General features: G+C 70.6%; 25 protein-coding genes. 9 read left to right on the forward strand and 16 right to left on the reverse strand.

The features are described from left to right. From bamD to bamC, 4 genes are all read right to left on the reverse strand, one after another. A partial coding sequence (bamD, locus tag ACSFA2_RS23210) for an outer membrane protein assembly factor BamD (protein ID WP_435457687.1) occupies positions 1-297 on the reverse strand: 297 nt, incomplete at its 3' end. Next, positions 294-1,430 (reverse strand): outer membrane protein assembly factor BamB, encoded by a 1,137-nt coding sequence (locus ACSFA2_RS23215; protein ID WP_435457688.1) that lies wholly within the window; start codon positions 1,428-1,430, stop codon positions 294-296. The genes bamD and ACSFA2_RS23215, both read right to left, overlap by 4 nt. Before the next feature lie 35 nt (positions 1,431-1,465). Beyond that, positions 1,466-2,026 (reverse strand): outer membrane protein assembly factor BamE, encoded by a 561-nt coding sequence (locus ACSFA2_RS23220; protein ID WP_435457689.1) that lies wholly within the window; start codon positions 2,024-2,026, stop codon positions 1,466-1,468. After that, a complete protein-coding gene (gene bamC / locus ACSFA2_RS23225) occupies positions 2,016-3,116 on the reverse strand; it encodes an outer membrane protein assembly factor BamC (protein WP_435457690.1) in 1,101 nt (366 codons plus the stop codon). The genes ACSFA2_RS23220 and bamC overlap by 11 nt, the downstream gene beginning before the upstream one ends. A 230-nt stretch (positions 3,117-3,346) precedes the next feature. Between bamC and ACSFA2_RS23230 the strand changes: the two genes are divergently transcribed. Next, a complete protein-coding gene (locus ACSFA2_RS23230; protein WP_435457691.1) occupies positions 3,347-3,820 on the forward strand; it encodes a bacteriohemerythrin in 474 nt (157 codons plus the stop codon). Positions 3,821-3,838: 18 nt separating this feature from the next. Here ACSFA2_RS23230 and ACSFA2_RS23235 read toward each other — a convergent pair whose 3' ends face one another. Beyond that, the gene (locus tag ACSFA2_RS23235) at positions 3,839-4,240 is read right to left on the reverse strand and encodes a phage holin family protein (RefSeq protein ID WP_435457799.1); all 402 of its coding nucleotides are present in this window, start codon (positions 4,238-4,240) and stop codon (positions 3,839-3,841) included. 88 nt (positions 4,241-4,328) lie between these two features. Between ACSFA2_RS23235 and ACSFA2_RS23240 the strand changes: the two genes are divergently transcribed. Further along, a complete protein-coding gene (locus tag ACSFA2_RS23240) occupies positions 4,329-5,141 on the forward strand; it encodes an aldolase/citrate lyase family protein (RefSeq protein ID WP_435457692.1) in 813 nt (270 codons plus the stop codon). On the opposite strand, the gene ACSFA2_RS23245 is transcribed toward ACSFA2_RS23240, so the two are convergent. From ACSFA2_RS23245 to ACSFA2_RS23260, 4 genes are all read right to left on the reverse strand, one after another. Then, positions 5,135-5,659, reverse strand: a complete 525-nt coding sequence (locus ACSFA2_RS23245) for a hypothetical protein (protein ID WP_435457693.1) — start codon at positions 5,657-5,659, stop codon at positions 5,135-5,137. The genes ACSFA2_RS23240 and ACSFA2_RS23245 overlap by 7 nt on opposite strands. Before the next feature lie 93 nt (positions 5,660-5,752). After that, positions 5,753-7,024 carry an MFS transporter gene (locus ACSFA2_RS23250; RefSeq protein ID WP_435457694.1) on the reverse strand — a complete coding sequence of 424 codons (1,272 nt, stop codon included), beginning with the start codon at positions 7,022-7,024 and terminating at the stop codon, positions 5,753-5,755. Between the two features lie 94 nt (positions 7,025-7,118). Beyond that, positions 7,119-7,763 (reverse strand): ABC transporter ATP-binding protein, encoded by a 645-nt coding sequence (locus ACSFA2_RS23255; RefSeq protein WP_435457695.1) that lies wholly within the window; start codon positions 7,761-7,763, stop codon positions 7,119-7,121. 10 nt (positions 7,764-7,773) lie between these two features. Then, positions 7,774-8,676, reverse strand: coding sequence for a LysR substrate-binding domain-containing protein (locus ACSFA2_RS23260; protein ID WP_435457696.1), 903 nt, complete (start codon positions 8,674-8,676; stop codon positions 7,774-7,776). Between the two features lie 126 nt (positions 8,677-8,802). Here ACSFA2_RS23260 and ACSFA2_RS23265 point away from each other — a divergent pair, with 126 nt between their 5' ends. Both ACSFA2_RS23265 and ACSFA2_RS23270 read left to right on the forward strand, forming a co-directional pair. Beyond that, positions 8,803-10,002 (forward strand): acyl-CoA dehydrogenase, encoded by a 1,200-nt coding sequence (locus tag ACSFA2_RS23265; protein ID WP_435457697.1) that lies wholly within the window; start codon positions 8,803-8,805, stop codon positions 10,000-10,002. Positions 10,003-10,004: 2 nt separating this feature from the next. After that, positions 10,005-11,249, forward strand: a complete 1,245-nt coding sequence (locus ACSFA2_RS23270) for a CaiB/BaiF CoA transferase family protein (RefSeq protein WP_435457698.1) — start codon at positions 10,005-10,007, stop codon at positions 11,247-11,249. A 40-nt stretch (positions 11,250-11,289) separates the two neighbouring features. Here ACSFA2_RS23270 and ACSFA2_RS23275 read toward each other — a convergent pair whose 3' ends face one another. Continuing rightward, the gene (locus tag ACSFA2_RS23275; RefSeq protein ID WP_435457699.1) at positions 11,290-11,754 is read right to left on the reverse strand and encodes a CopD family protein; all 465 of its coding nucleotides are present in this window, start codon (positions 11,752-11,754) and stop codon (positions 11,290-11,292) included. Between the two features lie 320 nt (positions 11,755-12,074). Further along, positions 12,075-12,488, reverse strand: coding sequence for a DUF1127 domain-containing protein (locus ACSFA2_RS23280; protein ID WP_435457700.1), 414 nt, complete (start codon positions 12,486-12,488; stop codon positions 12,075-12,077). A gap of 117 nt (positions 12,489-12,605) precedes the next feature. On the opposite strand from ACSFA2_RS23280, the gene ACSFA2_RS23285 reads away from it, so the two are divergent. Together ACSFA2_RS23285 and ACSFA2_RS23290 are read left to right on the forward strand one after the other, a co-directional pair. Continuing rightward, complete coding sequence (locus ACSFA2_RS23285) at positions 12,606-13,496, forward strand: LysR family transcriptional regulator (protein ID WP_435457701.1); 891 nt, start codon at positions 12,606-12,608, stop codon at positions 13,494-13,496. Between the two features lie 81 nt (positions 13,497-13,577). Continuing rightward, a complete protein-coding gene (locus ACSFA2_RS23290; RefSeq protein ID WP_435457702.1) occupies positions 13,578-13,991 on the forward strand; it encodes a hypothetical protein in 414 nt (137 codons plus the stop codon). Here ACSFA2_RS23290 and ACSFA2_RS23295 read toward each other — a convergent pair. Further along, entirely contained in the window at positions 13,954-14,742 is a 789-nt protein-coding gene (locus tag ACSFA2_RS23295; RefSeq protein ID WP_435457703.1) for an alpha/beta fold hydrolase, read from the reverse strand. The two genes, ACSFA2_RS23290 and ACSFA2_RS23295, sit on opposite strands and share 38 nt — an antisense overlap. Next, positions 14,739-15,767 carry a M14 family zinc carboxypeptidase gene (locus tag ACSFA2_RS23300; protein WP_435457704.1) on the reverse strand — a complete coding sequence of 343 codons (1,029 nt, stop codon included), beginning with the start codon at positions 15,765-15,767 and terminating at the stop codon, positions 14,739-14,741. Before ACSFA2_RS23300 ends, ACSFA2_RS23295 begins: the two co-directional genes overlap by 4 nt. 105 nt (positions 15,768-15,872) lie before the next feature. Between ACSFA2_RS23300 and ACSFA2_RS23305 the strand changes: the two genes are divergently transcribed. Next, positions 15,873-15,998, forward strand: coding sequence for a hypothetical protein (locus ACSFA2_RS23305; protein ID WP_435457705.1), 126 nt, complete (start codon positions 15,873-15,875; stop codon positions 15,996-15,998). Here ACSFA2_RS23305 and ACSFA2_RS23310 read toward each other — a convergent pair whose 3' ends face one another. After that, positions 15,999-17,453, reverse strand: coding sequence for an aminotransferase-like domain-containing protein (locus ACSFA2_RS23310; protein ID WP_435457706.1), 1,455 nt, complete (start codon positions 17,451-17,453; stop codon positions 15,999-16,001). A 169-nt stretch (positions 17,454-17,622) separates the two neighbouring features. Between ACSFA2_RS23310 and ACSFA2_RS23315 the strand changes: the two genes are divergently transcribed. Together ACSFA2_RS23315 and ACSFA2_RS23320 are read left to right on the forward strand one after the other, a co-directional pair. Then, the gene (locus tag ACSFA2_RS23315) at positions 17,623-17,937 is read left to right on the forward strand and encodes a hypothetical protein (RefSeq protein ID WP_435457707.1); all 315 of its coding nucleotides are present in this window, start codon (positions 17,623-17,625) and stop codon (positions 17,935-17,937) included. A gap of 51 nt (positions 17,938-17,988) precedes the next feature. Further along, the gene (locus ACSFA2_RS23320) at positions 17,989-18,396 is read left to right on the forward strand and encodes a hypothetical protein (protein ID WP_435457708.1); all 408 of its coding nucleotides are present in this window, start codon (positions 17,989-17,991) and stop codon (positions 18,394-18,396) included. A gap of 31 nt (positions 18,397-18,427) precedes the next feature. On the opposite strand, the gene ACSFA2_RS23325 is transcribed toward ACSFA2_RS23320, so the two are convergent. Both ACSFA2_RS23325 and ACSFA2_RS23330 read right to left on the reverse strand, forming a co-directional pair. After that, positions 18,428-19,003 (reverse strand): murein hydrolase activator EnvC family protein, encoded by a 576-nt coding sequence (locus ACSFA2_RS23325; RefSeq protein ID WP_435457709.1) that lies wholly within the window; start codon positions 19,001-19,003, stop codon positions 18,428-18,430. A gap of 115 nt (positions 19,004-19,118) precedes the next feature. Beyond that, a complete protein-coding gene (locus ACSFA2_RS23330; RefSeq protein WP_435457710.1) occupies positions 19,119-19,619 on the reverse strand; it encodes a hypothetical protein in 501 nt (166 codons plus the stop codon). Positions 19,620-19,643: the final 24 nt, after the last annotated feature.

Raw genomic sequence — 19,643 nt, forward strand, 5'->3', positions numbered from 1 at the left:
GATGGTGGCGATGGCGGCGGGCTTCTCGCCGGCCTTGTACTGGGCGTAGGCCTTCTCCAGCTGGGCCTGCTGGGCCAGCGGGGTGCCGGCGGCGCGGCCTTCGAGCTTCTCGTACAGTGGGATGGCCTTGTCGTAGGCGCCGGAGCCGGCCTCGTCCTTGGCTTCGCTGTAGATCTTGTTGGGGCTCCAGTTGGCCGTCTCGTCGACCTTGGTGGTCGAGCAGCCGGCGACGAGCCACGCGGCTGCAGCCAGTGCTGCGGCGGCGCGTCTCACGAGCGGGGGGGTGGCCGCCATCATTCGGTCGCCCGGTAGCCGTACACGCCCTTGCGCGTGACCACGACGAGGGTGTTGCCGGCCAGCACCGGGGCGGTATCGATGGCGCTGCCGTCGGGCGTCGTCCGACCGAGCAAGGCGCCGTCGCTGCGGGAGGCCAGGTGCAGCGTGCCGCTGCGCTCTGCGACGACCAGGGCGTCTCCGTAAATCAGTGGCGCCGACAGTTGCCGGTGCCTGAGCGGGTCCGAGCGCCAGGCAAGCGCGCCATCGGCGCGGCGCCAGGCCACCAGCGTGCCATCGCCTTCGCTGCCGTAGACGGCCTCGACGTCGCCGGCCAGGCCCTCCGCGCCCTGGGCGGTCTTGCGCCACACCAGATCGCCGCGCGCGGCCTGCACGCAACCGACCGTCGCCGCGTAGGCGCGTGCACACACGCTGTCGCCCACGCGGCTCACGCCGCCGGTGAGGTCGATCATGCGTTCCACCTCGGTCACGCCGCGGGTCGTCGCGATGGGCGCTTCCCAGAGCGATGCCCCGTTGGCGGGCTCCAGGCCGACCAGGCGCGCGCCCAGGCTGGTGACGATGGTGTTGCGCACGGCGATGAGCACGCCCGGCTGGTTCAACACCAGGCTGTCGCCGACCCGTGAGCGTGACCAGAGCTGCTGACCGGTCTGCGCGTCCCACGCGCTGATGGTGCGACTCGCCGTGTGCACGAACACCCGGCCACCGGCCACCAGCGGGGGCGTGAAGGCGCGCGCGTCCAGGCGGCCTGTCCATGCCGGTTTGCCGTCCCGCAGCACGGCAAGCTGGTTGTCCTTGGTCACGACCGCGGTGACCGAACCGTCGCTCCCTGCACCCACCTCGACGGGCGCCCCAGCCTGGGCGCGCCAGAGTTCCCGACCGGACCGGCCATCGATCGCCATGACCAGCCCGTCGGCGCCCACGAGCGTGACCTGCTCGCCGTTGGCCGTGGCGCGCAGCGGGAACGCCTTGGCGGGCGGTTGGGCGACCCATGACGGCTGCAGGCGCAGCAATGCGCGGTCCGGCGGCAGTTCTGCCGGCCGCGGGCCGCCAGCGCCCGAGCACGCCGCCAGGAGCATGAACAGGGGCGCAGCCCAGGCTGCGCGCCGCAGGGAGGTGGCAAGGAGCGGGGGCTTCATTCGGTGGGATTCGGACAGGGGTGAAGGGAGCCGCGTCACGGCTCGAGCGGGGGATAGCGGGTCAACGCAGCGGATGGCGCCGGGTCGGGCGTCGCACGCGTCGGGGCGGGCACACCGGGGTGGTCGCGCTGCGCGGCGAGCAGCTGTTCTTCCGACGCTTGCAGCGGCAGCTGCCTCGGGCGCAGCCGGGGCTTGCTCAGGCCGGCGACGAAGTCCTGCTCGCTCGGCATCGCGTCGCCTTCCACACGGGTGAACCGGTCGTCGTCGAAGAACACCGTCATACGCCGACGCTGCGGCGCCAGCGGCTGCCGTTCGATCGTGAACACATAGTCCCAGCGCTGCGCATGGAAGACGTCCGTGAGCAGTGGCGTACCGAGGATCTCCCGCACCTGCTGGCGCGACATGCCGGTGCGCAGTTGCTCGACCTGGTCTTTGCCGACGACGTTGCCCTGGGCGACCTCGACCTTGTAGGGCGCCATCGCCTCCAGCGCGCCCCGCCCGGTCAGGTCCACGGACGTGCAGCCCGCTACGGCACACGCCAGCATCCAGGCCGCCGCATGCGCGGGCGTTGGAAGCCGCCGCGGATCACAGCACATCGTCGGCAATCACCTGGACGATGCGCTGTGCGTTCTCCGTGGCGTCGGGCACGCCGGCTTCGTTGAGCACCGAGACCGTGCTGGCCTCGCCCTGGCTCTTGACCAGGATGCGGTACTTCAGCGGGCTCTCGTCCTTGCCGGCCTTGCCGAAGCTGAGCATCTTGGCGAACAGGCCCGGCTCCTTTTTGTCGGGGTTGGGCGTCACGTAGCGCACGAAGTAGGTGCCGGCGCTGCGGTCGCGGTCTTCCACGGTGAAGCCGGTGCGGTCCAGCGCCAGGCCGACCCGGCGCCAGGCGCGGTCGAAGCCTTCGGGGATCTGCACCACCGGGCGGCCGTCGACGCTCGCGACCTTGCTCACGGTGCTCACGTTGGCGGCGCTGGCGGTCAGGGCCTTCGACTGCTCCTGCGAGACGCCCAGCTTGACCATCAGGCGACGCAGGAACTCGGTCTCGAGCTCGGGGTTGCTCGCCCGCGGCTGCCAGACCGTCTGGTCCTTGGTCGCGTTGTTGGTGTAGACCTCTTCCATGCCGCGGTGGCTGACATAGATCTCGGTGCCGGCGGGCGTGCGCTCGATGCGGGTGCGGAAGCGGTCGAGCTCGCTGGTGGAGTAGGCCGAGTCGATGAACTTCCCGATCGTGCCGCGGACGATGTCCTGCGGCAGCTTGGCACGGTTCTCGGCCCAGTCGGTTTCCATGATGCCCAGGTTGCGCTGCTCGGTGGTCAGCAGGAAGCCGTTCTCCTGCCAGAAGTCGCGCACCGGCTCCCACAGCTGCTCGGCCGCGCGGTTGACCACGATCCAGCGGGTGTTGCCGGCACGCTCGATGCGCACGTCGCCCAGCGTCGAGACGGCTGTCGGGATGCTCGGCGCATCGGCCCTGGCGGCCTGGTAGCTGTTGGCCGACACCGCACCGCCGCGTACGGCGGTGCGGTTGTCACGCGACAGCTGGCTCAGGTCCGGCGGGACCTCCAGCATTGCGCCGGTCGGAGCCTTGCCGGCACTCTTGTAGTCGAGCTTGTCACTTTGCAGAAAGGAGCAGGCCGAGAGGCTGGCGATCAACGCCGCCCCTGCGAAGCGCGGGAGATTCTTCAACGTGGTTCCTTGTCGCCCTGCGCATCGATGGGCCGAGAAAGCCATCGGTGCCCGGACCGTCCGGGCACTTGCGCAAGCGCAGAGCGGCGATGGTCGTGTGCGAATTCGTAGGAATTAGGGAGTCGGTGCCGGACTGCAGCGACACCGCATCGGGCTGACTGTTGAGGCAGGTCAAGGCGCGACAGCGCACGCCTCGATAGCCTGGGGTTTTCCGATTCAAGGAGTGCCCCATGGCCGTACTGCAATGGTCCGAGTCGCTGTCGCTCGAACTGCCCGCAATGGACGAGACGCATCAGGAATTCGTCGCGCTGCTGGCCCGCGTCGAGACGGCCGACGACACGCGTCTGGTGGCGGCGTGGCGTGCGCTGGTCGACCACACGGCAGATCATTTCGGCCGCGAGGACGACTGGATGCGCAGCACCGGCTTCTCGTCGGCCAACTGCCACACCGTGCAGCACCGCGTGGTGCTGGAGGTCATGTGCGAAGGGTTGGTGCAGGGCCTCAAAGGCCAGAACGAGGCGATCCGCCAGATGGCGCGCGAGCTGGCCGTGTGGTTCGTGCAGCACGCGCAGACCATGGACGCCGCCTTGGCACTGCACCTGCGCGGCGTGGGCTTCGATGCCGCCAGCGGCGAGGTGCGCATGCCGCAGGCGCTGCCGGCGGCGCCGGTGCACGGCTGCGGTTCGGCCGCCTGCGCGACCTGACCGGGCGGCAGGCCCGGCTTACAGCCAGTTGCCGCCGCTCGGCATCTGGATCGTCGTCGCCGGGTCGCTGCCGCCGACCAGCGCGCCGATGGCGATGCTCAAGAGCGAGATGAAGATGCTGGCGAAGAAGGCGGTCCAGAAGCCTGACACCCTGAAGCCGCGCACCAGTGCCGACACGAGCAGGATCATCAGCGCGTTGATGACCAGCAGGAAGAGCCCGAAGGTCAGCAACGTCAGCGGCAGCGTGAGCACGATGAGCAGCGGTTTGACCACCGCGTTGGCCAGGCCCAGCAGCAGGGCCGACACGACGAGCGCGCCGGTGCTGTCGAACTTCAGGCCGCGGAACAGGTAGCTCGCGATCCACAGCGAGAGCGCGGTGATGGCCCAGTGGATGAGGAAGGGGGTCAGGTTCTGCAGCATGTGGGGGCGCCGAAAGGGGATGCGATCCATCATATCGACGCCTTGCCGGCGACTGACGCGGCGCGCCGGATCGGCTATGGTCCGGGGCATGTCGCCCCTCCCCACCAACCACTTCAAGCGCGCGCTGGCCGAAGGCCGTGCGCAAATCGGGCTCTGGTGCAGCCTGCCCGACCCCTATGTCTCGGAGATCGTCGCCGGCGCCGGCTACGACTGGCTCATGTTCGACACCGAACACACGCCGACCGACGTGCCGCGCATGCTGCAGCAGCTGCAGGCCGCCGCCTCGGCCGTGCCGGCGGGCGCGACGCCTTCGTCGGCCGTCGTGCGGCCGGCGTGGAACGACACGGTGCTGATCAAGCGCTACCTCGACATCGGCGTGCAGACGCTGCTGCTGCCCTTCGTGCAGAACGCCGACGAGGCCCGCGCCGCGGTGCGCGCGATGCGCTATGCGCCCGAGGGCATCCGCGGCATGGGCGGCTCCACGCGTGCCACCAACTACGGCCGCGTGCAGGGTTACGTGCAGCATGCGCACGAAGAGCTCTGCCTGCTGGTGCAGGTCGAGACGCGCGAGGCGCTCGAGCACCTCGAGGAGATCGCGAATGTCGAGGGCATCGACGGCGTCTTCATCGGCCCGTCCGACCTGTCGGCCAGCATGGGGCACCCGGGCAACCCGAACCACCCCGAGGTGCGCGCGGCCATCGACGGGGCCATCGCCCGCATCCGCGCCTGCGGCAAGGCGCCGGGCATCCTGCTGCTCGACGAGGCGCGTGCGCGCGAATGCCTGGCCCTGGGCGCGCTCTTCGTCGCCGTCGCGATGGACCTGCAGATCCTCGCGCGTGGCGCCGAGGCCGTGGCGGCACGCTTCGGTGCGGGTGGTGGTGCGGCGAAGGCCAGCTACTGACGCTTCGCGACCTCGCTCAGCCCCGCTGACGGCGATGCGGGCGGTGCCGCAGCACGCAGTGCCCGCACCGGCAGCGTGATCAGCACGACGCTGCGCTCGCCGTTCGATCCCTCTGCCTCGACGCGCAGGCCGATGCTGCCGCCATCGCCGTCCAGGTGCGTCAGCGCGACATCGGTGGGAATGCGGCAGCGGTGGTAGCCGGCGATCTGCGGGCCGCACGTGGTGCCCACCGCCGCGACCTCGCGGGCGCCGGGGCGATCGGACCGCGCAGCGACCGCGACGCTCACCTGCCGCAGCGGGTCAGTCGCCATGAAGGTCAGCGCGGCGTGGCCCTGGCCGCTCGGCGTCGGCTCGCCACCGAGGCTGCGCGGCGCGATGTCGAACACGACGAAGGGCGCGTCGTTGGCGAGGTAGTCGATGCGGGCCGGGTCCATGCCCAGCGGCGAAAGCGGGCCGGCCGCGGCGGCGTGCAGCCACGGACAAAGCGCCAGCGTGAGCGCGGTGCGGATGTGCTTCATGGGGCCTCTCCACCGTTCGTCTGCCCCGCAGTGTGGTCCTCGGCGAGCGCCCTGTCTTTGAGGGTGGACCCGGAGACCGCGCCAGTCGGCCGCCTACAGCCGTACGGCGGCCGGGCCCGTCAGCCGCCCGCGCACCCGCCACAGCAGCGTCGCCGCGATCGACATGTTCAGCAGGTTCCACGCGATGCCGTTGATGAAGGCGGCGTGGTAGCTGCCGGTCAGGTCGAACACCTTGCCCGACATCCAGCCGCCCAGCGCCATGCCGAGCAGCGTGCACATCAGCACCGTGCCGACACGCGCCCCGGCCTCGGCAGGCGGGAAGTGCTCCCGCACGATGATGGCGTACGACGGCACGAGGCCACCCTGGAACAGCCCGAACATCGCCGACACGACGAAGAGCGGCACGAGCCCGTCGAAGGGCAGGAACAGCAGCAGTGCCACGCACTGCAGCGCCGAGCCCAGCAGCAGCGTGCGCAGCCCGCCGATGCGGTCGCAGATGGCGCCCGACACCAGCCGGCTGACGATGCCGCAGGCCAGCATGAGCGACAGCATCTGCGCGCCGCGGGCCGCGCCGAAACCGAGGTCGGTGCAATAGGCCACGATGTGCACCTGCGGCATCGCCATCGCCACGCAGCAGGCGACACCGGCCACGCACAGCAGGCCCTGCGCGGTGCCCAGGCTCAGGCCGAAGGGACGCAGGGTGTCGGCCGCGGTCGGCCACCCGGCGACGGGGGCGGCGTTGATCACCACGGCCGGCGGACGCGGGCGCATGAGCAGCGCCAGCCCGAACATCGCGACGCCGCAGAACACGCCCATGCCCAGGTAGGTCTGGCGCCAGCCCACCGTCTCGACGAAGTGCTGCACGATGGGCGGCCACACGGCCCCGGCGATGTAGTTGCCGCTGGCGCAGATCGCCACCGCGATGCCGCGCCGCTTCGCGAACCAGAGCGAGGTGTCGGCCACCAGAGGTGCGAACGCGGCCGAGCTGCCGAGCAGCCCCACCAGCACGGCCTGCGCCGCGATGAAGACGGCGATGTTCGGCGCCAGGCTGCAGGCGACATAGCCCAGCCCGAGGGCGACCGCGCCGCCCAGCAACGGCCACATGACGCCGAAGCGGTCGGCCAGCCGGCCCATCACCACGCCGCCGACACCGAAGCCGATCATCAGCAGCGTGTAGGGCAGCGACGCCTGGGCACGGTCGATGCCGAACTCGGCCTGCACCGCGGGGATGACGACCGACACCACGTACATGCCGCTGCTGCCCACCGTCATGATGAGCAGCGTGACGAGCAGGCGCCAGAGGGCGTAGCGTGAATCGGGCAGATGTGCGTCGTGCGGACGCGGGTCGGATGCAGTGAGGGGCATGCGGTGGTGTCTCGTCATTCGCCATCTCGAGGTGGCATTCATCGGCGTCGGCCTGGCGCCGCGCCTGCGCGCATTGTGGCCGGTGCGACGGCGGTCAGCCGGCCAGCGGCAGCGCGACGGTGCCCGCCAGCGGGACGTCGTCGATGCGCTCGCCGCTCGCGACGATCACCGCGCGGTCGCCTGCCTGCGCCACCTCCGCGAGCGTGCGCCACAGGCAGCGCATCGAGCCGGCGTCCAGGCCCGCGGTCGGTTCGTCGAGCAGCGTCAGCGGCCGGCGCGATGCGAGCGCGGCGGCCAGCCACACCTTGCGCTTGGAGCCGGTCGACAGCATGAACATCTTCTTCGCCAGATGCGGCGCGAGCGAGAAGCCGTCGACCAGCGCCTGCCAGCGCGCCGCGTCGAACGGCACATCGGCCGAGCGCAGCGATGCGGCGCATTCCTCGACGCCCATCGCGTCGAAGGCGTCGGTCGACGGGTCGACGAAGAACACCTGGCGCCGGTAGGCCTCGGCCGCGCCCGGCAACGATGCGCCCGCCAGCGTCAGCCGGCCGCCGGTGGCGGGCAGGGCGCCGGCCAGCACGCGCAGCAGCGTCGACTTGCCGCTGCCGGTGTCACCGTGCAGCAGCGTCACGCCGGCGCCGATGCGGGCCGACCAGTCGGTGGCGATCGGCGGATCACCAGGGTAGGCGAAGCGCAGCTGGTCGATGTGGAGGATCGGGGATGTCGATGCGGGGCTCATGTCCTCGACCCTAACGCAGGCGCGCCTGCGCCCCCAGCCAGTCGGCGAAGGCGGCCACCAGCGGGCGCGGCTCGCCACGGTCCGGCGTGACGAGGTAGTAGTTGCGCTGCCCGGACAGGGGCCGCGCGCAGGCCACCACCAGCTCGCCCCGCGCGATCTCGTCGTCGACCAGCATGGTGGGCATCAGCGCGACGCCCAGGCCGTGGGCTGCGGCGGTGGCCAGCATCGAGAACAGCTCGTAGCGCGGCCCGGTGCGGGCGCGCGGTGCATCGACCTGCTGCGCATCGAACCACTGGCGCCAGCCGTCGGGCCGGGTGCTCTGCTGCAGCAGCGGCATCTGCGCGATGGCGGCCGGCGCCACCGGCTTGCCGCGTGGCAGCAGGCGCGGGCTGCAGACCGGCACCACGTCCTCGGGCATCAGCAGCAGCGCGCGCGTGCCGGCCCAGTTGGCCACCTGCGCCGGCGTGCCGGCGTAGAGCGCGGCGTCGAACTCGCCGTCGGCGAAGAGGAAGGGGCGGGTGCGCGTCTCGATGTGCACCACCGCGTCGGGCTGCAGCTGCGCGAAGCCGGGCAGACGCGGCAGCAGCCAGCGGGTGGCGAAGGTGGGCACCGCCGCCAGCGCGAGCGAGCCGCCGCTGCCCTGGTCGGCCATGGCGTCGAGCGTGTCGCGCTCCATCGATTCGAGCCGCAGCGCGGTCTGGCGCGCATAACGCGTGCCGCTGGGCGTCAGTGCCACGCCGTGCCGCGTGCGGCGGAACAGCGCCACGCCGAGGAAGGCCTCGAGCGCGCCGATCTGCCGCGATACCGCGCTCTGCGTGAGCGACAGCTCCTGCGCGGCGCGCGTGTAGCTTTCGTGACGGGCGGCGGCGTCGAAGCAAACCAGCGCTTGCAAAGGGGGGATTTTTCGCCGCATACGAGGCCTCAGACATTCTCGAAAGTCATATCTGGCTGAGTATTGCTCGTTTGCGCCGACCCCGCGCGGCCGCTAGGATCGTCCGATCCTTTTTCCCCCGATTCCTCTCTTTTTCGGAGACAGCACATGGCCGCCAAAGCGCAATTCCACTGGGACGATCCCCTCCTTCTCGACCAGCAACTGACCGAAGAAGAACGCATGATCCGCGACGCGGCCAATGCCTACTGCCAGGAGCGCCTGCTGCCGCGCGTGGTCGAGGGCTTCCGTTCCGGCGAAACCGACCCGGCCATCTTCCGTGAGATGGGCGAACTCGGCCTGCTGGGCCCGACCATCCCCGAGCAGTACGGCGGCCCTGGCCTCAACTACGTGGCCTACGGCCTGATCGCGCGCGAAGTCGAGCGCGTCGATTCGGGCTACCGCTCGATGGCCAGCGTGCAGAGCTCGCTGGTGATGGTGCCGATCAACGAGTTCGGCACTGAAGCGCAGAAGCAGAAGTACCTGCCCAAGCTCGCCACCGGCGAATGGATCGGCTGCTTCGGCCTGACCGAACCCGACCACGGCTCCGACCCGGGCAGCATGGTCACGCGTGCCAAGAAGGTGCCGGGCGGCTATGCGATCAGCGGCGCCAAGATGTGGATCAGCAACTCGCCGATCGCCGACGTGTTCGTGGTGTGGGCCAAGGAAGTCAGCGAATCCGGCACGGTCGGCCCGATCCGCGGCTTCGTGCTCGAGAAAGGCATGAAGGGTCTCAGCGCCCCGGCCATCCACAGCAAGGTCGGCCTGCGCGCCAGCATCACCGGCGAGATCGTGATGGACAGCGTGTTCTGCCCCGAAGAGAACGCGTTTCCCGACGTGCAGGGCCTGAAGGGCCCCTTCACCTGCCTCAACAGCGCGCGCTACGGCATCTCCTGGGGCGCACTGGGTGCGGCAGAAGACTGCATGCACCGCGCCCGCCAGTACACGCTGGACCGCAAGCAGTTCGGCCGCCCGCTCGCGGCCAACCAGCTGATCCAGAAGAAGCTGGCCGACATGCAGACCGAGATCGCCCTGGGCCTGCAGGGCAGCCTGCGCCTGGGCCGCATGAAGGACGAGGGCACGGCGTCGGTCGAGATCACCTCCATCCTCAAGCGCAACAACTGCGGCAAGGCCCTGGACATCGCCCGTCTGGCGCGCGACATGATGGGCGGCAACGGCATCAGCGATGAATTCGGCGTGGCGCGCCACCTGGTGAACCTGGAAGTGGTGAACACCTACGAGGGCACGCACGACATCCATGCGCTGATCCTCGGCCGCGCGATCACCGGCATCGCTGCCTTCGCGAACTGAGCATGAGCATCCCGTCGAAGGAGGGCGCGCTCGCCGGCCTGAAGGTGCTCGACCTGTCCCGCGTGCTTGCGGGCCCGTGGTGCACGCAGATCCTCGCGGACCTGGGCGCCGACGTCGTGAAGATCGAGCGCCCCGGCGTGGGCGACGACACGCGCGGCTGGGGCCCGCCCTTTTTGAAGGACGCGGACGGCCAGAACACGAACCAGTCGACCTACTTCACCGCCTGCAACCGCAACAAGCGCTCGGTCACGGTCGACATGGCCACGCCCGAAGGCCAGGCGCTGCTGCAGCGCATGGCCGCGCAGAGCGACATCGTGGTGGAGAACTTCAAGACCGGCGGCCTCGCGCAGTACGGGCTCGACCATGAGAGCCTGCGCGCCGCCAACCCGCGCCTCATCTATTGCAGCGTGACCGGTTTCGGCCACGACGGCCCGCATGCGCAACGCGCCGGCTACGACCTGATGATCCAGGCCACCAGCGGGATGATGAGCATCACCGGCCGCCCCGACGAGGTGCCCGGCGGCGGCCCGCTGCGCGTGGGCGTGGCGCTCACCGACCTGTTCACCGGTGTGTACGCCAGCACGGCCATCCTGGCCGCGCTCGAGGTGCGGCACCGCACGGGCGAAGGCCAGCACATCGACATGGCGCTGCTCGACGTCGGCATGGCGATCCTCGCGAACCAGGCCAGCGCCTTCCTGAACACCGGCGACGTGCCGCAGCGCCAGGGCAACAGCCACCCGAGCCTGGCGCCCTACCAGGACTTTCAGACGCAGGACGGCGCCATGCTGCTGGCCATCGGCAACAACGGCCAGTTCGCGCGCTTCTGCGAAGCGGCTGGCCACGCCGAATGGGCGGTCGACGAGCGCTTCGCGACCAACACGCTGCGCGTGAAGCACCGCGAGGTGCTGATCCCGGCGATGCAGGACGTCACGCGCACCCGCAGCACGGCCGACTGGATCGCGCTGCTCGAAGACAAGGCCGTGCCCTGCGGCCCGATCAACAACATCGCGCAGGCCTTCGACGACGAACAGGTCAAGGCGCGCGGCCTGGCCGTGACGCTGCCGCGCGACGCGGGCGACGGCATCGAAAGCATCACCGGCGTGGCCAGCCCGCTGCGCCTGTCGGCCACGCCGCCGGTGCTGCGGTACGCGCCGCCTGCGCTGGGGCAGCACACCGACGAGGTGCTGGCCGAATGGGGTGTGGACGCTGCGCAGATCGCGGTCTTGCGCGCCGCCGGGGTGGTCTGACGGCGCGTTCCGACGCGCGCCGCCGGGCGCCGCCGGGCGCTCAGAATGCGCGACCGACCACCGCGAGCGCGAACACCACGACGCCCAGCGTCAGGTTGATGCCGACCAACGTGCGGATGCTGCCGAGTTGCGCCGCCGCCGCCGGCCATTCGCGCGCAGCGACGGCGCGCTGCAGCCGGGCGTAAGGCGCAAAGCGGATGTGCAGGAACAGCGCCATCATCACCAGTCCCAGGGTGAACATGCCGTGCACGCTCCAGTGCACACGCGCGAAGCCGCCGGCCGCCATCACCAGGGCCAACCCGCTGACGAGCGCCGTGGCGACCGCGATCGACACGCCGACGAAGAAGCGCGACAGCGTCGCCGCCATGAAGGGCAGGCGTTGCGGCGGCTCGAGCGTGGCCACCGCGGCGGGTCGTACGGCAACGTGCATCACCGCCATGCCGCCGACCCAGAAGGTCACGGCGATCAGGTGGAGAAAGAGAAGGAGCGAAGTCGTGAGGTGCATGGCGCAGCGTAGACCACAACGCCCGACATTCTTCCTTCCAAGGGCTTCAGCCTTGGCGCTCGCGTGCCGATAGCTGTCTCAGACAAGAGACGGCGTCGATGGTCGCGCATGGTGCGCGGCGCGCGCGGCCCTCGTCGCCCGGGAGGTGTGCGCCGCACGTCGCCACGGCGCACCAGACCACCGGAGAGATTTCGATGAGCACCTACACGGCCGTTCGACTGTCGTTCGCGAAGCGCAAGCAAGGCGGTGCCACTGCGCACGTGCGGGTCGCCGGGCGCGGCTCCATCTTCGAACCGCTGCGCACGCGTGGCCCGCGCCCTTCAGACGTTCACCTGAGCTCGGCGTTCCATGCCGAGAACGACGTGGTCGACCGGGCCCGGCTGTCGGCCGCGCAGACCAGCGCCCTGGCCGCCCGCGACGAGGCGGAAGCCCAGACGCTCGAGGCCGTCGTGCTGTCGTTGCTCGGCGCCCGCCCGCGCTGAATCGAGACGCCTGTCGGCGTGCCCGTGCAGCGGCGCGCGCTCACGGGTTCCATGGCGATCTGTCGGTTCGCTCCGTCGCGACCACTCCTGGATTTCGCTGCGGCCGATGCCCAGGTCGCTGAGTTCATGGTCGCTCATGCCGCGCAGTTCGAGCGCGTCGGCCGATGCGCCGCCGATGCCGCACACGCGGCCCAGCCAGCGGCGCAGCGTGGCGAGCAAGGTGGCGGATGCGGTGGGGTGCGTGCGGGTCATCGAAAGCTCCTGGGCTGAAGGGAGCCGCCATCTTCTGCGTCGGCATGCTATTGTGGAAGTTGAGATTTCTGAGGCCATCGATCAGCCTTCCTGATAACTCACTTCCCTTCGATTTCCATGCGCCAACTCAACCTCGACCAGCTGCGCACGCTGGTGGCGATCGCCGACCTCGGCACCTTCTCCGCCGCCGCGCAGGCACTGCATCTCGCGCAGCCGACCGTCAGCCTGCACATCAGCGAGCTTGAATCGCGCCTGGGCGCGCAACTGGTGGCGCGCGGCAGCCGCAGCGTCACCCTCACGCCGGCCGGCGCGGCGCTGGTCGAGCGCGGCAGGCGCCTGCTGCGCGATGCCGACGACGCCGTCGACGCCGTGCGCCGGCAGGCCGAAGGCCGCATCGGCCGCGTGCGTCTGGGCACGTCGACCGGCGTGGTGATCGACCTGCTGCCGCAGGTGCTCGAAACGCTGCAGGCGAACCACCCCGGCATCGATGTCGAAGTGAGCATCCTCGGCTCCGCGGATGCAATGTCGCGCCTGGCGCAGGGCACGCTCGACATCGGGCTGGTCGCGATGCCGCAGCCGCCGTTGCGTGACCTGGTCGTCACGGCCTGGCGCAGCCAGCCGATGATGGCTTTCGTGCCGCCGAAGTGGAAGGCGCCCAAGCGGGTCACGCCGGCCTGGCTCGCCGCCCAGCCGCTGATCTTCAACGACGCCACCACCCACATGTACCGGCTCGCCGTCGAATGGTTCGCCAACGCCGGCCAGGCGCCGCGCGCACGCATCGAGCTGAACTACGACGTGGCCATCCGCAGCCTGGTCGCCGCAGGCTACGGCGCCGCCATGCTGCCGCTGACGCCGAGCACCGACGACGCCTGGCGCGACCGCGTGCAGATCCTGCCGCTGAGCCCGAAGCTGACGCGTCACCTGGGCATCGCCCACCGCAGCAAGGCCTCGCTCGACGGCGCGACCGAGTGGGTCATCGAGACGCTGATGGGGTTTCGACAGGTGTGAGCGCGCGTGCCGCGCTTTAGACTGCGCCGATCAGCCAGGGGTGCGAACCGCCCGTAGCCAGCGTCAGCACGAGGAGCCGCCATGAAGACAGACTGGGACCTGATCCGTTCGATGATGGCGACCGCCATTGATGCGTGCGAGGCGATCGAGACCATGGGGTACGAGGAGACGCACCGCGACATCGCCATCGATGTCGGGCTGGGCCGGGTGACCGTGTTCGACTACATGGTCAGTGCCTGGACCTTCCCGGAATCGCTTCGCTACCAGATCATCCGCGAGCGCCACGACACCGGCGCCGATCTTCCCTACGTCCCGGAATTCGCGCGCATCATCGTGGCGATGGCCCAGGCCTCCGCTGAACTGATCGGTGCCAAGGAGTCGGCGCCGGCCCAGGCGGCCCTGCAGCAGATGATGGCGTGGTACCGGGACCATGCGCTGCCAGGCCTGCAGCGGGCCATCACGATGCCCGCGCCGCCACCTCGCGCCACGCCATGACTTCTTCCACCAGCCATGCCGGATCGTCCAGCGCGAGGTCATGGCCTGCGCTGGGGTGCGTTCGGATTGGCAGCTGCCATGCAAGCGCGAAGCGGTGCGAACACGCCGGGTCGACGAGGCCGTCGCACGCACCGACGACGATCAGCAACGGCACGCCCGGCGCCTGCACCGGCGCCCGGTAGCGCGCCGCCGCGAGCAGCTGGCGCAGCGCGTTCGCTGTCGACACGGGGTGCCGTTCGCGCAGCGCGACCCAGGCGTCGACGACAGCCCTCTTCTGCGCCGCGGTGAAGCGGCGTCGGCTGGTCAGGCGCAGCACGACGGCTTCGCGCGCCTGCGCATCGCGCCCCGGCCACAGCACGCCGAGCAGTGCGGGGTAGTGGCGCGGCCGCAGGCGCTGGTGCCACGCGCTGAAGGGGCGCAGGCTGGTGTTGACCAGCACGGCGCTGGCGACCTCCTGCGGATGCCGATGCGCCCACTCGACCGCGACCATCGCGCCGAGCGACATGGCGAGCAGGTGGCAGCGCGTCACGCCGAGCGCGTGCAGCTGCGCGCGGCAGTGTTCCATCGTGGCGTGGATCGAGATGGGGCTGCGCATCGCGTGCTGTTCGCCGGCGCCGGGCAGGTCGATGGTGAGGATCCGCGCACCCGGTAGGCGTTCGCACAGCATCGCCAGCAACGGCCCCCAGTGGCCGGCCTCGCGCGTGAGGCCACGCAACAGCACCCAGGGCAGCGCATCCGACGTCACGGTCATGCCGCCTCGTACCAACGTGCCAGCGCCTGCGCATGGTGGCGTCGCCGCGCCTCGTCGACCGGCACCCATTGCGCATGGCTGCTCGCCGCACGCGTGATGAAGTCCATCCACCACAGGTGCCGCCGCAGCACGCGTTGCTGCCGGTGCGCGATCACCGGGTTGAAGATGCCGTGCCGCGAGAAGAGCTGGCGCGGGTTTTTCTTCACCCACAGCCACGAGCCCATCTCGAGCGTGAGTGGCAGGAAGAGCGTGTCGGGCCGCGTGCACGCCGTGAGGTAGAGGTGGTCCCACAGGTCGCCGTGGGCGGTGTACTGCCGGCTCTGCGGTTCGAGCACGTACGGGTGGTGCATCAGGTTCAGGTCGATCAGCTCGCCCAGCGCGTGCATCTCGGGCAGGTGCGCCATCGGCTTGGGCGTGTGCGCGTACGGGAACCACAGGCGGTCGGCCAGGCCGAAACCCGAATGGCAGTCGAGCGCGATGCTGAAGGGGCGGCTGAGCAGTTCGCTCTCGACCAGTGTGCACAGGGCCTGGCTCTCGGCTTCCATCGCGGCGCCTTCTTCCCCGCGGTACCAGGGCAGCGTCGCGCTCAGGCGCTGCCCGCCGAGCAGCCAGGGCACGCGGCCGAGCGCATCGACCGGCGCGTTGCGCATCAGGTCGACGCCGCGCGGGTTGGCGCGCGTGCCCAGCCACAGGCCACCCGGATTGACGATGGGCAGGAAGACGAGCCGCAGCGTCTCGAGTTGCCGCTGCAGCGTCGTGTCCCACTGCAGCCGCGTGACGATGTTGCGCAGGTAAGCGATGGTCACCTGCGCACCGATGCGTTCGAGCCCGTGCACGCCGCCGAAGAAGCCCACGGCCGGCACGTCGCTGCGCTCGCTGCCGAGCAGGAAGGCCTGCACCTCGAAGGGCTCGCCGCCGGCGTCAACGCTGCACAGCACGCGCCGTTCCATCGCCGGCCCGGCGAGGTCGACGAGGGCTTGAAGCTCCAGGAATTCAGGCAGTTCGGAGGGGCTGGCGGGGCGCATGGTGCGGGGTGGATTTCGCCGTGAGCATAGCCACCGGCCTGCCATCAAACCGTCATGTTCGGCGCGTAGGGTGGCGATGTTCTTCCACCACTTCCGAGGCCTGCCATGCGCGCTGCCCTGCACCTGCCGACGACCGCGTTCCACGTGTGCCGCGTGCTCACCGGCGCGCTCGTGTGGGGCGTGACGGAATCAATCGCATTGGCGCGCTCGCGCCGTCGCAGCGCACGCTGATCAGCCGCCGCGCGTGGCGGCGCCCGCCAGCGTACCCAGGCGCCGCAGCGCCGCGTCGAGCTCATCATCGTAGGGCCAGCCGCAGTTGATCCGCAGGAAGCGGTCGCTGCGTGCGCTGTTCGAGAACAGCCAGCCCGGCGCGATCGCGATGCCTTCCTGCAGCGCGGCATCGAACAGCGTGGCCGACGAGTGGTCCTCGGGCAACTCGACCCACAGCTGCAGGCCGCCTGGCGGCAGGTTCATGCGCGTGCCCTTGGGAAAGTAGGTCGCGATGGCCTCGGCCGTGCGCTCGCGCTGCTCGCGCAGGGCGGTGCGCAGCCGCCGCAGGTGGCGGTCGTAGGCACCGGTGCCCATGAACTGGCCGGCGCCCAGCTGCGAGAGGATCTCGTTGTTGCGCGTCTGCGTGTACTTGAGCATCTCCACGCGCGCCTGCCAGCGGCCGGCGGTGATCCAGCCCAGCCGCAGGCCCGGCGCCAGGATCTTGTGCATCGACGCGCAGTGCAGCACGTTGCCCGTGCGGTCCCACGACTTGAGCGCGCGCGGCGTGCCCTCGGCGTCGAGCAGCTCGGTGTAGGTGTCGTCCTCGATCAGCGCGATCCCGTGTGCGTCGCACAGCGTCACCAGCCGTTCCTTGTGCGCATCGGGCATCACGCTGCCCAGCGGGTTCTGCAGGTGCGGCACCACCACCAGCGCCTGGATGTCGCCGTAGGTCTGCACGGCGAGCTCGAGCGCCTCGATCGACAGGCCGGTCTGCGGGCTGGTCGGGATCTCCAGCGCGCGCAGCCCGAGGCTCTCGAGCACCTGCAGCAGGCCGTAGAAGGTGGGCGATTCCACCGCGATGGTGTCGCCGGGTTGGGCCACCGCGCGCAGCGCGAGGTTGAGTGCCTCGATGCAGCCGTTGGTGACCAGCACGTCGTCGGGCGCGATCGCCATGCCGGCGGCCACTGCGCGCTGGGCGATCACGCTGCGGAAGTGCGGGTCGCCCTGCAGCGGCGGCACGCCGGAGAGCACCTCGGGCCGCAGGCGCAGGGCGCGCGTCATCGCGGCGCGCAGTTCCTCGGCCGGGTAGAACTGCGGTGCCGCGCGAGCGATCGAGAGGTTCAGCTTCACCTTGGCGGCGCGCCGCCGCGCCACGAAGTCCGACACCTGGCCGTGGATGCCCACGTACTGCGCCGGGTCGGGGCGCAGGCCGGCGAGCGGCTCGTCCATGCGCGCCATGCGCAGGCGTTGCGGCTGCCGCACGAAGTAGCCGGAGCGTTCGCGCGCCTCGGCCCAGCCGTCGGATTCGAGCGTGCGGCACAGCTGCAGCGCGGTCGACAGGCTGATGTCGTGCAGCCGCATCAGGCTGCGCAGCGACGGCATGCGGGCGCCCGGCTGCAGCGCGCCGGCTTCGATCGCGCCCCGGTAGTGGGTCGCCAGCTGGCGGTAGAGCGGCGGGGGCGTCGTCGTGGACATGGGCCAATGCTGGCCCGTGCCCGGGCCGTGGAACAGATGCAGATTCTCGGAAAGCGACCATAACAGAGGGGGCTGCACCGCCGCTGTTCCGGTCGCATCGCTTCTGCCTGTGCCTGTTGCAAGACGACCCCGCGGCGGAGCATCAAGGCCTCGCTTCAAGGAGTTTCTGATGACGTCGACGATGACCATGACCCGTACCCTGCGGCTGCAACGCGGCCAGGCCGTGCACGCGGCCTTCGAGGCCGGCACCGTGCTGCAAGTCGCGGCCGGTGCGCTGGTGCTGCGCGAGCCGATGCGCTGGCTGGCCGACACCATGGTGGCGCCGGTGCGCCGGTTGGACGAAGGCCAATGCCATGCCCTGGCGCAAGGCGGTGGCTGCGTGCTGGAGGCAGCCGATGGCGACGTCGAACTGCTGCAGCATGTGCCGGCCTCACGCTGGCAAGGGCTGTGGCGTCGTTGGGGGCGGCCCGCAGCGCTCGCCTGACCGGGTTCGCGGATGGCCTATGCTGGGGGACATCCGAACCGACAGGAACCCATGAGAAGCACGACCCTCCTGCTCGCCGCCGTGTTGGCCGCAGCCGCCTTCCCTGCCACCGCGCAGGTCTCCGTGAACATCAACGTCGGTGGTGACGTGGTGCGCAGGGCGCCACCGCCGCCGCGCCATGAGCGCATGCCCGGCCTGCGTGCCGGCCACGTGTGGGTGCCCGGCCACTGGCAATGGAACGGCCGGGACTACCGCTGGATGCGCGGCCACTACCAGGCCGCGCGCCCCGACTACGCCTATGCGCCGGGTGCCTGGGTGCGGGTCGACGACGGGTGGCGCTGGCGCGAGGGCGACTGGCGCCGCGCGGAGCGGCGTGCCGAGCGCCGCCATGACCGGCATGACCGGCATGACGACCGCCACCACTGCCCGCCCGGACAGGCCAAGAAGGGCAACTGCTGAGCCCCGCGCGCGCACGACGCGCGCAGAAAACTCACTGCATCCGGCCGCTGAGGTAGGGCTCCGGGTCGACCGCCACGCCGGCCTTGCGGATCTCGAAGCGCAGCTTCACGCGGTCGGTGCCGCTCTGGCCCATCTCGGCGATCGGCTGGCCGCGCGCCACCTGGTCGCCTTCGGCCACCAGCGCACGGCTGATGTGCGCATAGGCGGTGATGAAGTCGTTGTCGTGCTTGAGGATGACCATCGTGCCGTAGGCCGGCAGTGCGCTGCTCACCAGCACCACCTGCCCGGCACGGGATGCGCGGATCGGGTCGCCCATCCGCCCGCCGACGTCGATGCCCTTGTTCATGTTGCCGTCGAAGCGACCGATCACCGGGCCGGCCGCGGGCGCGCCGAAGGCGGCGCCAGGGGCGTCGCGCAGGCCGGGCGGCGTCGGGGCGGGGAGGGGCGCCGGCGGCGGCGCGGCCGGCACGGGGTAGGTGGGCAGCGGTGCCATGGGCGGCAGCGGCGTGGTGGTACCGCAGGCTGCGAGGCCGGCGGCCGCGACGGCCACCAGCGTCGAGCGGCGCATCACGGACGGAAGGGAAAAGAGGTGCATGTTCGAGCCCATGGTGTGTGCAGTGCCTTCTGGCGAGGTTCGTCGGCGTTCGATGGTTCCCTGTTCGACGCGATCATCGCGCCGATGTTCCGGTGTGGCGGCGGGGAAGTCCCTGAGTGCTTGCTGGCTATCGCGGCTTCGAAGGGTAGCCGTTCTCGACCCAGGCCTCGGCGCTGGTGGCCGTGAGCTTGAAGGTCGGCGCCACGCGCGCTTCGCCGAGCGTCGTGCCCGATTCGTCCTGCGCGCTGAGCAGGCCGTGCGGGTTGTCCTCGTCCGGCACGATGCGCAGCGCCACGCGGATGCGCTCGGTGCCATGGCCGACGAACAGGTGCTTGTTGAGCTGCGCATGCAGCTGCTGCTCGTGCCGGCGCAGCACCTCGTTGGCGGTCTTCACCAGCGTGTGGAAGGCCGGCGTGTCCAGCGGCTTGGGGTTCTTCTTGTCGCGGCCCATGGTCCAGGGGCCGACCAGCGCGGGTTCGGGGTCGCCGTGGCGCGTCATCGCGACGGCCCAGCCGTCGTCGTCTTCGTTCTTGATGATGCGGGCGGTCCACTGCTCGTCGCCCCACAGCGTGGGCGTCTGGATCGGTTCGGTGCCGGACGCGTCGGCGGTGCTTGAAATGTCGGTCATGAGGGGTCGAGTCTTGCACAGCTG

Source organism: Variovorax cryoconiti, assembly GCF_051216395.1.
Classification (GTDB): domain Bacteria; phylum Pseudomonadota; class Gammaproteobacteria; order Burkholderiales; family Burkholderiaceae_C; genus Variovorax.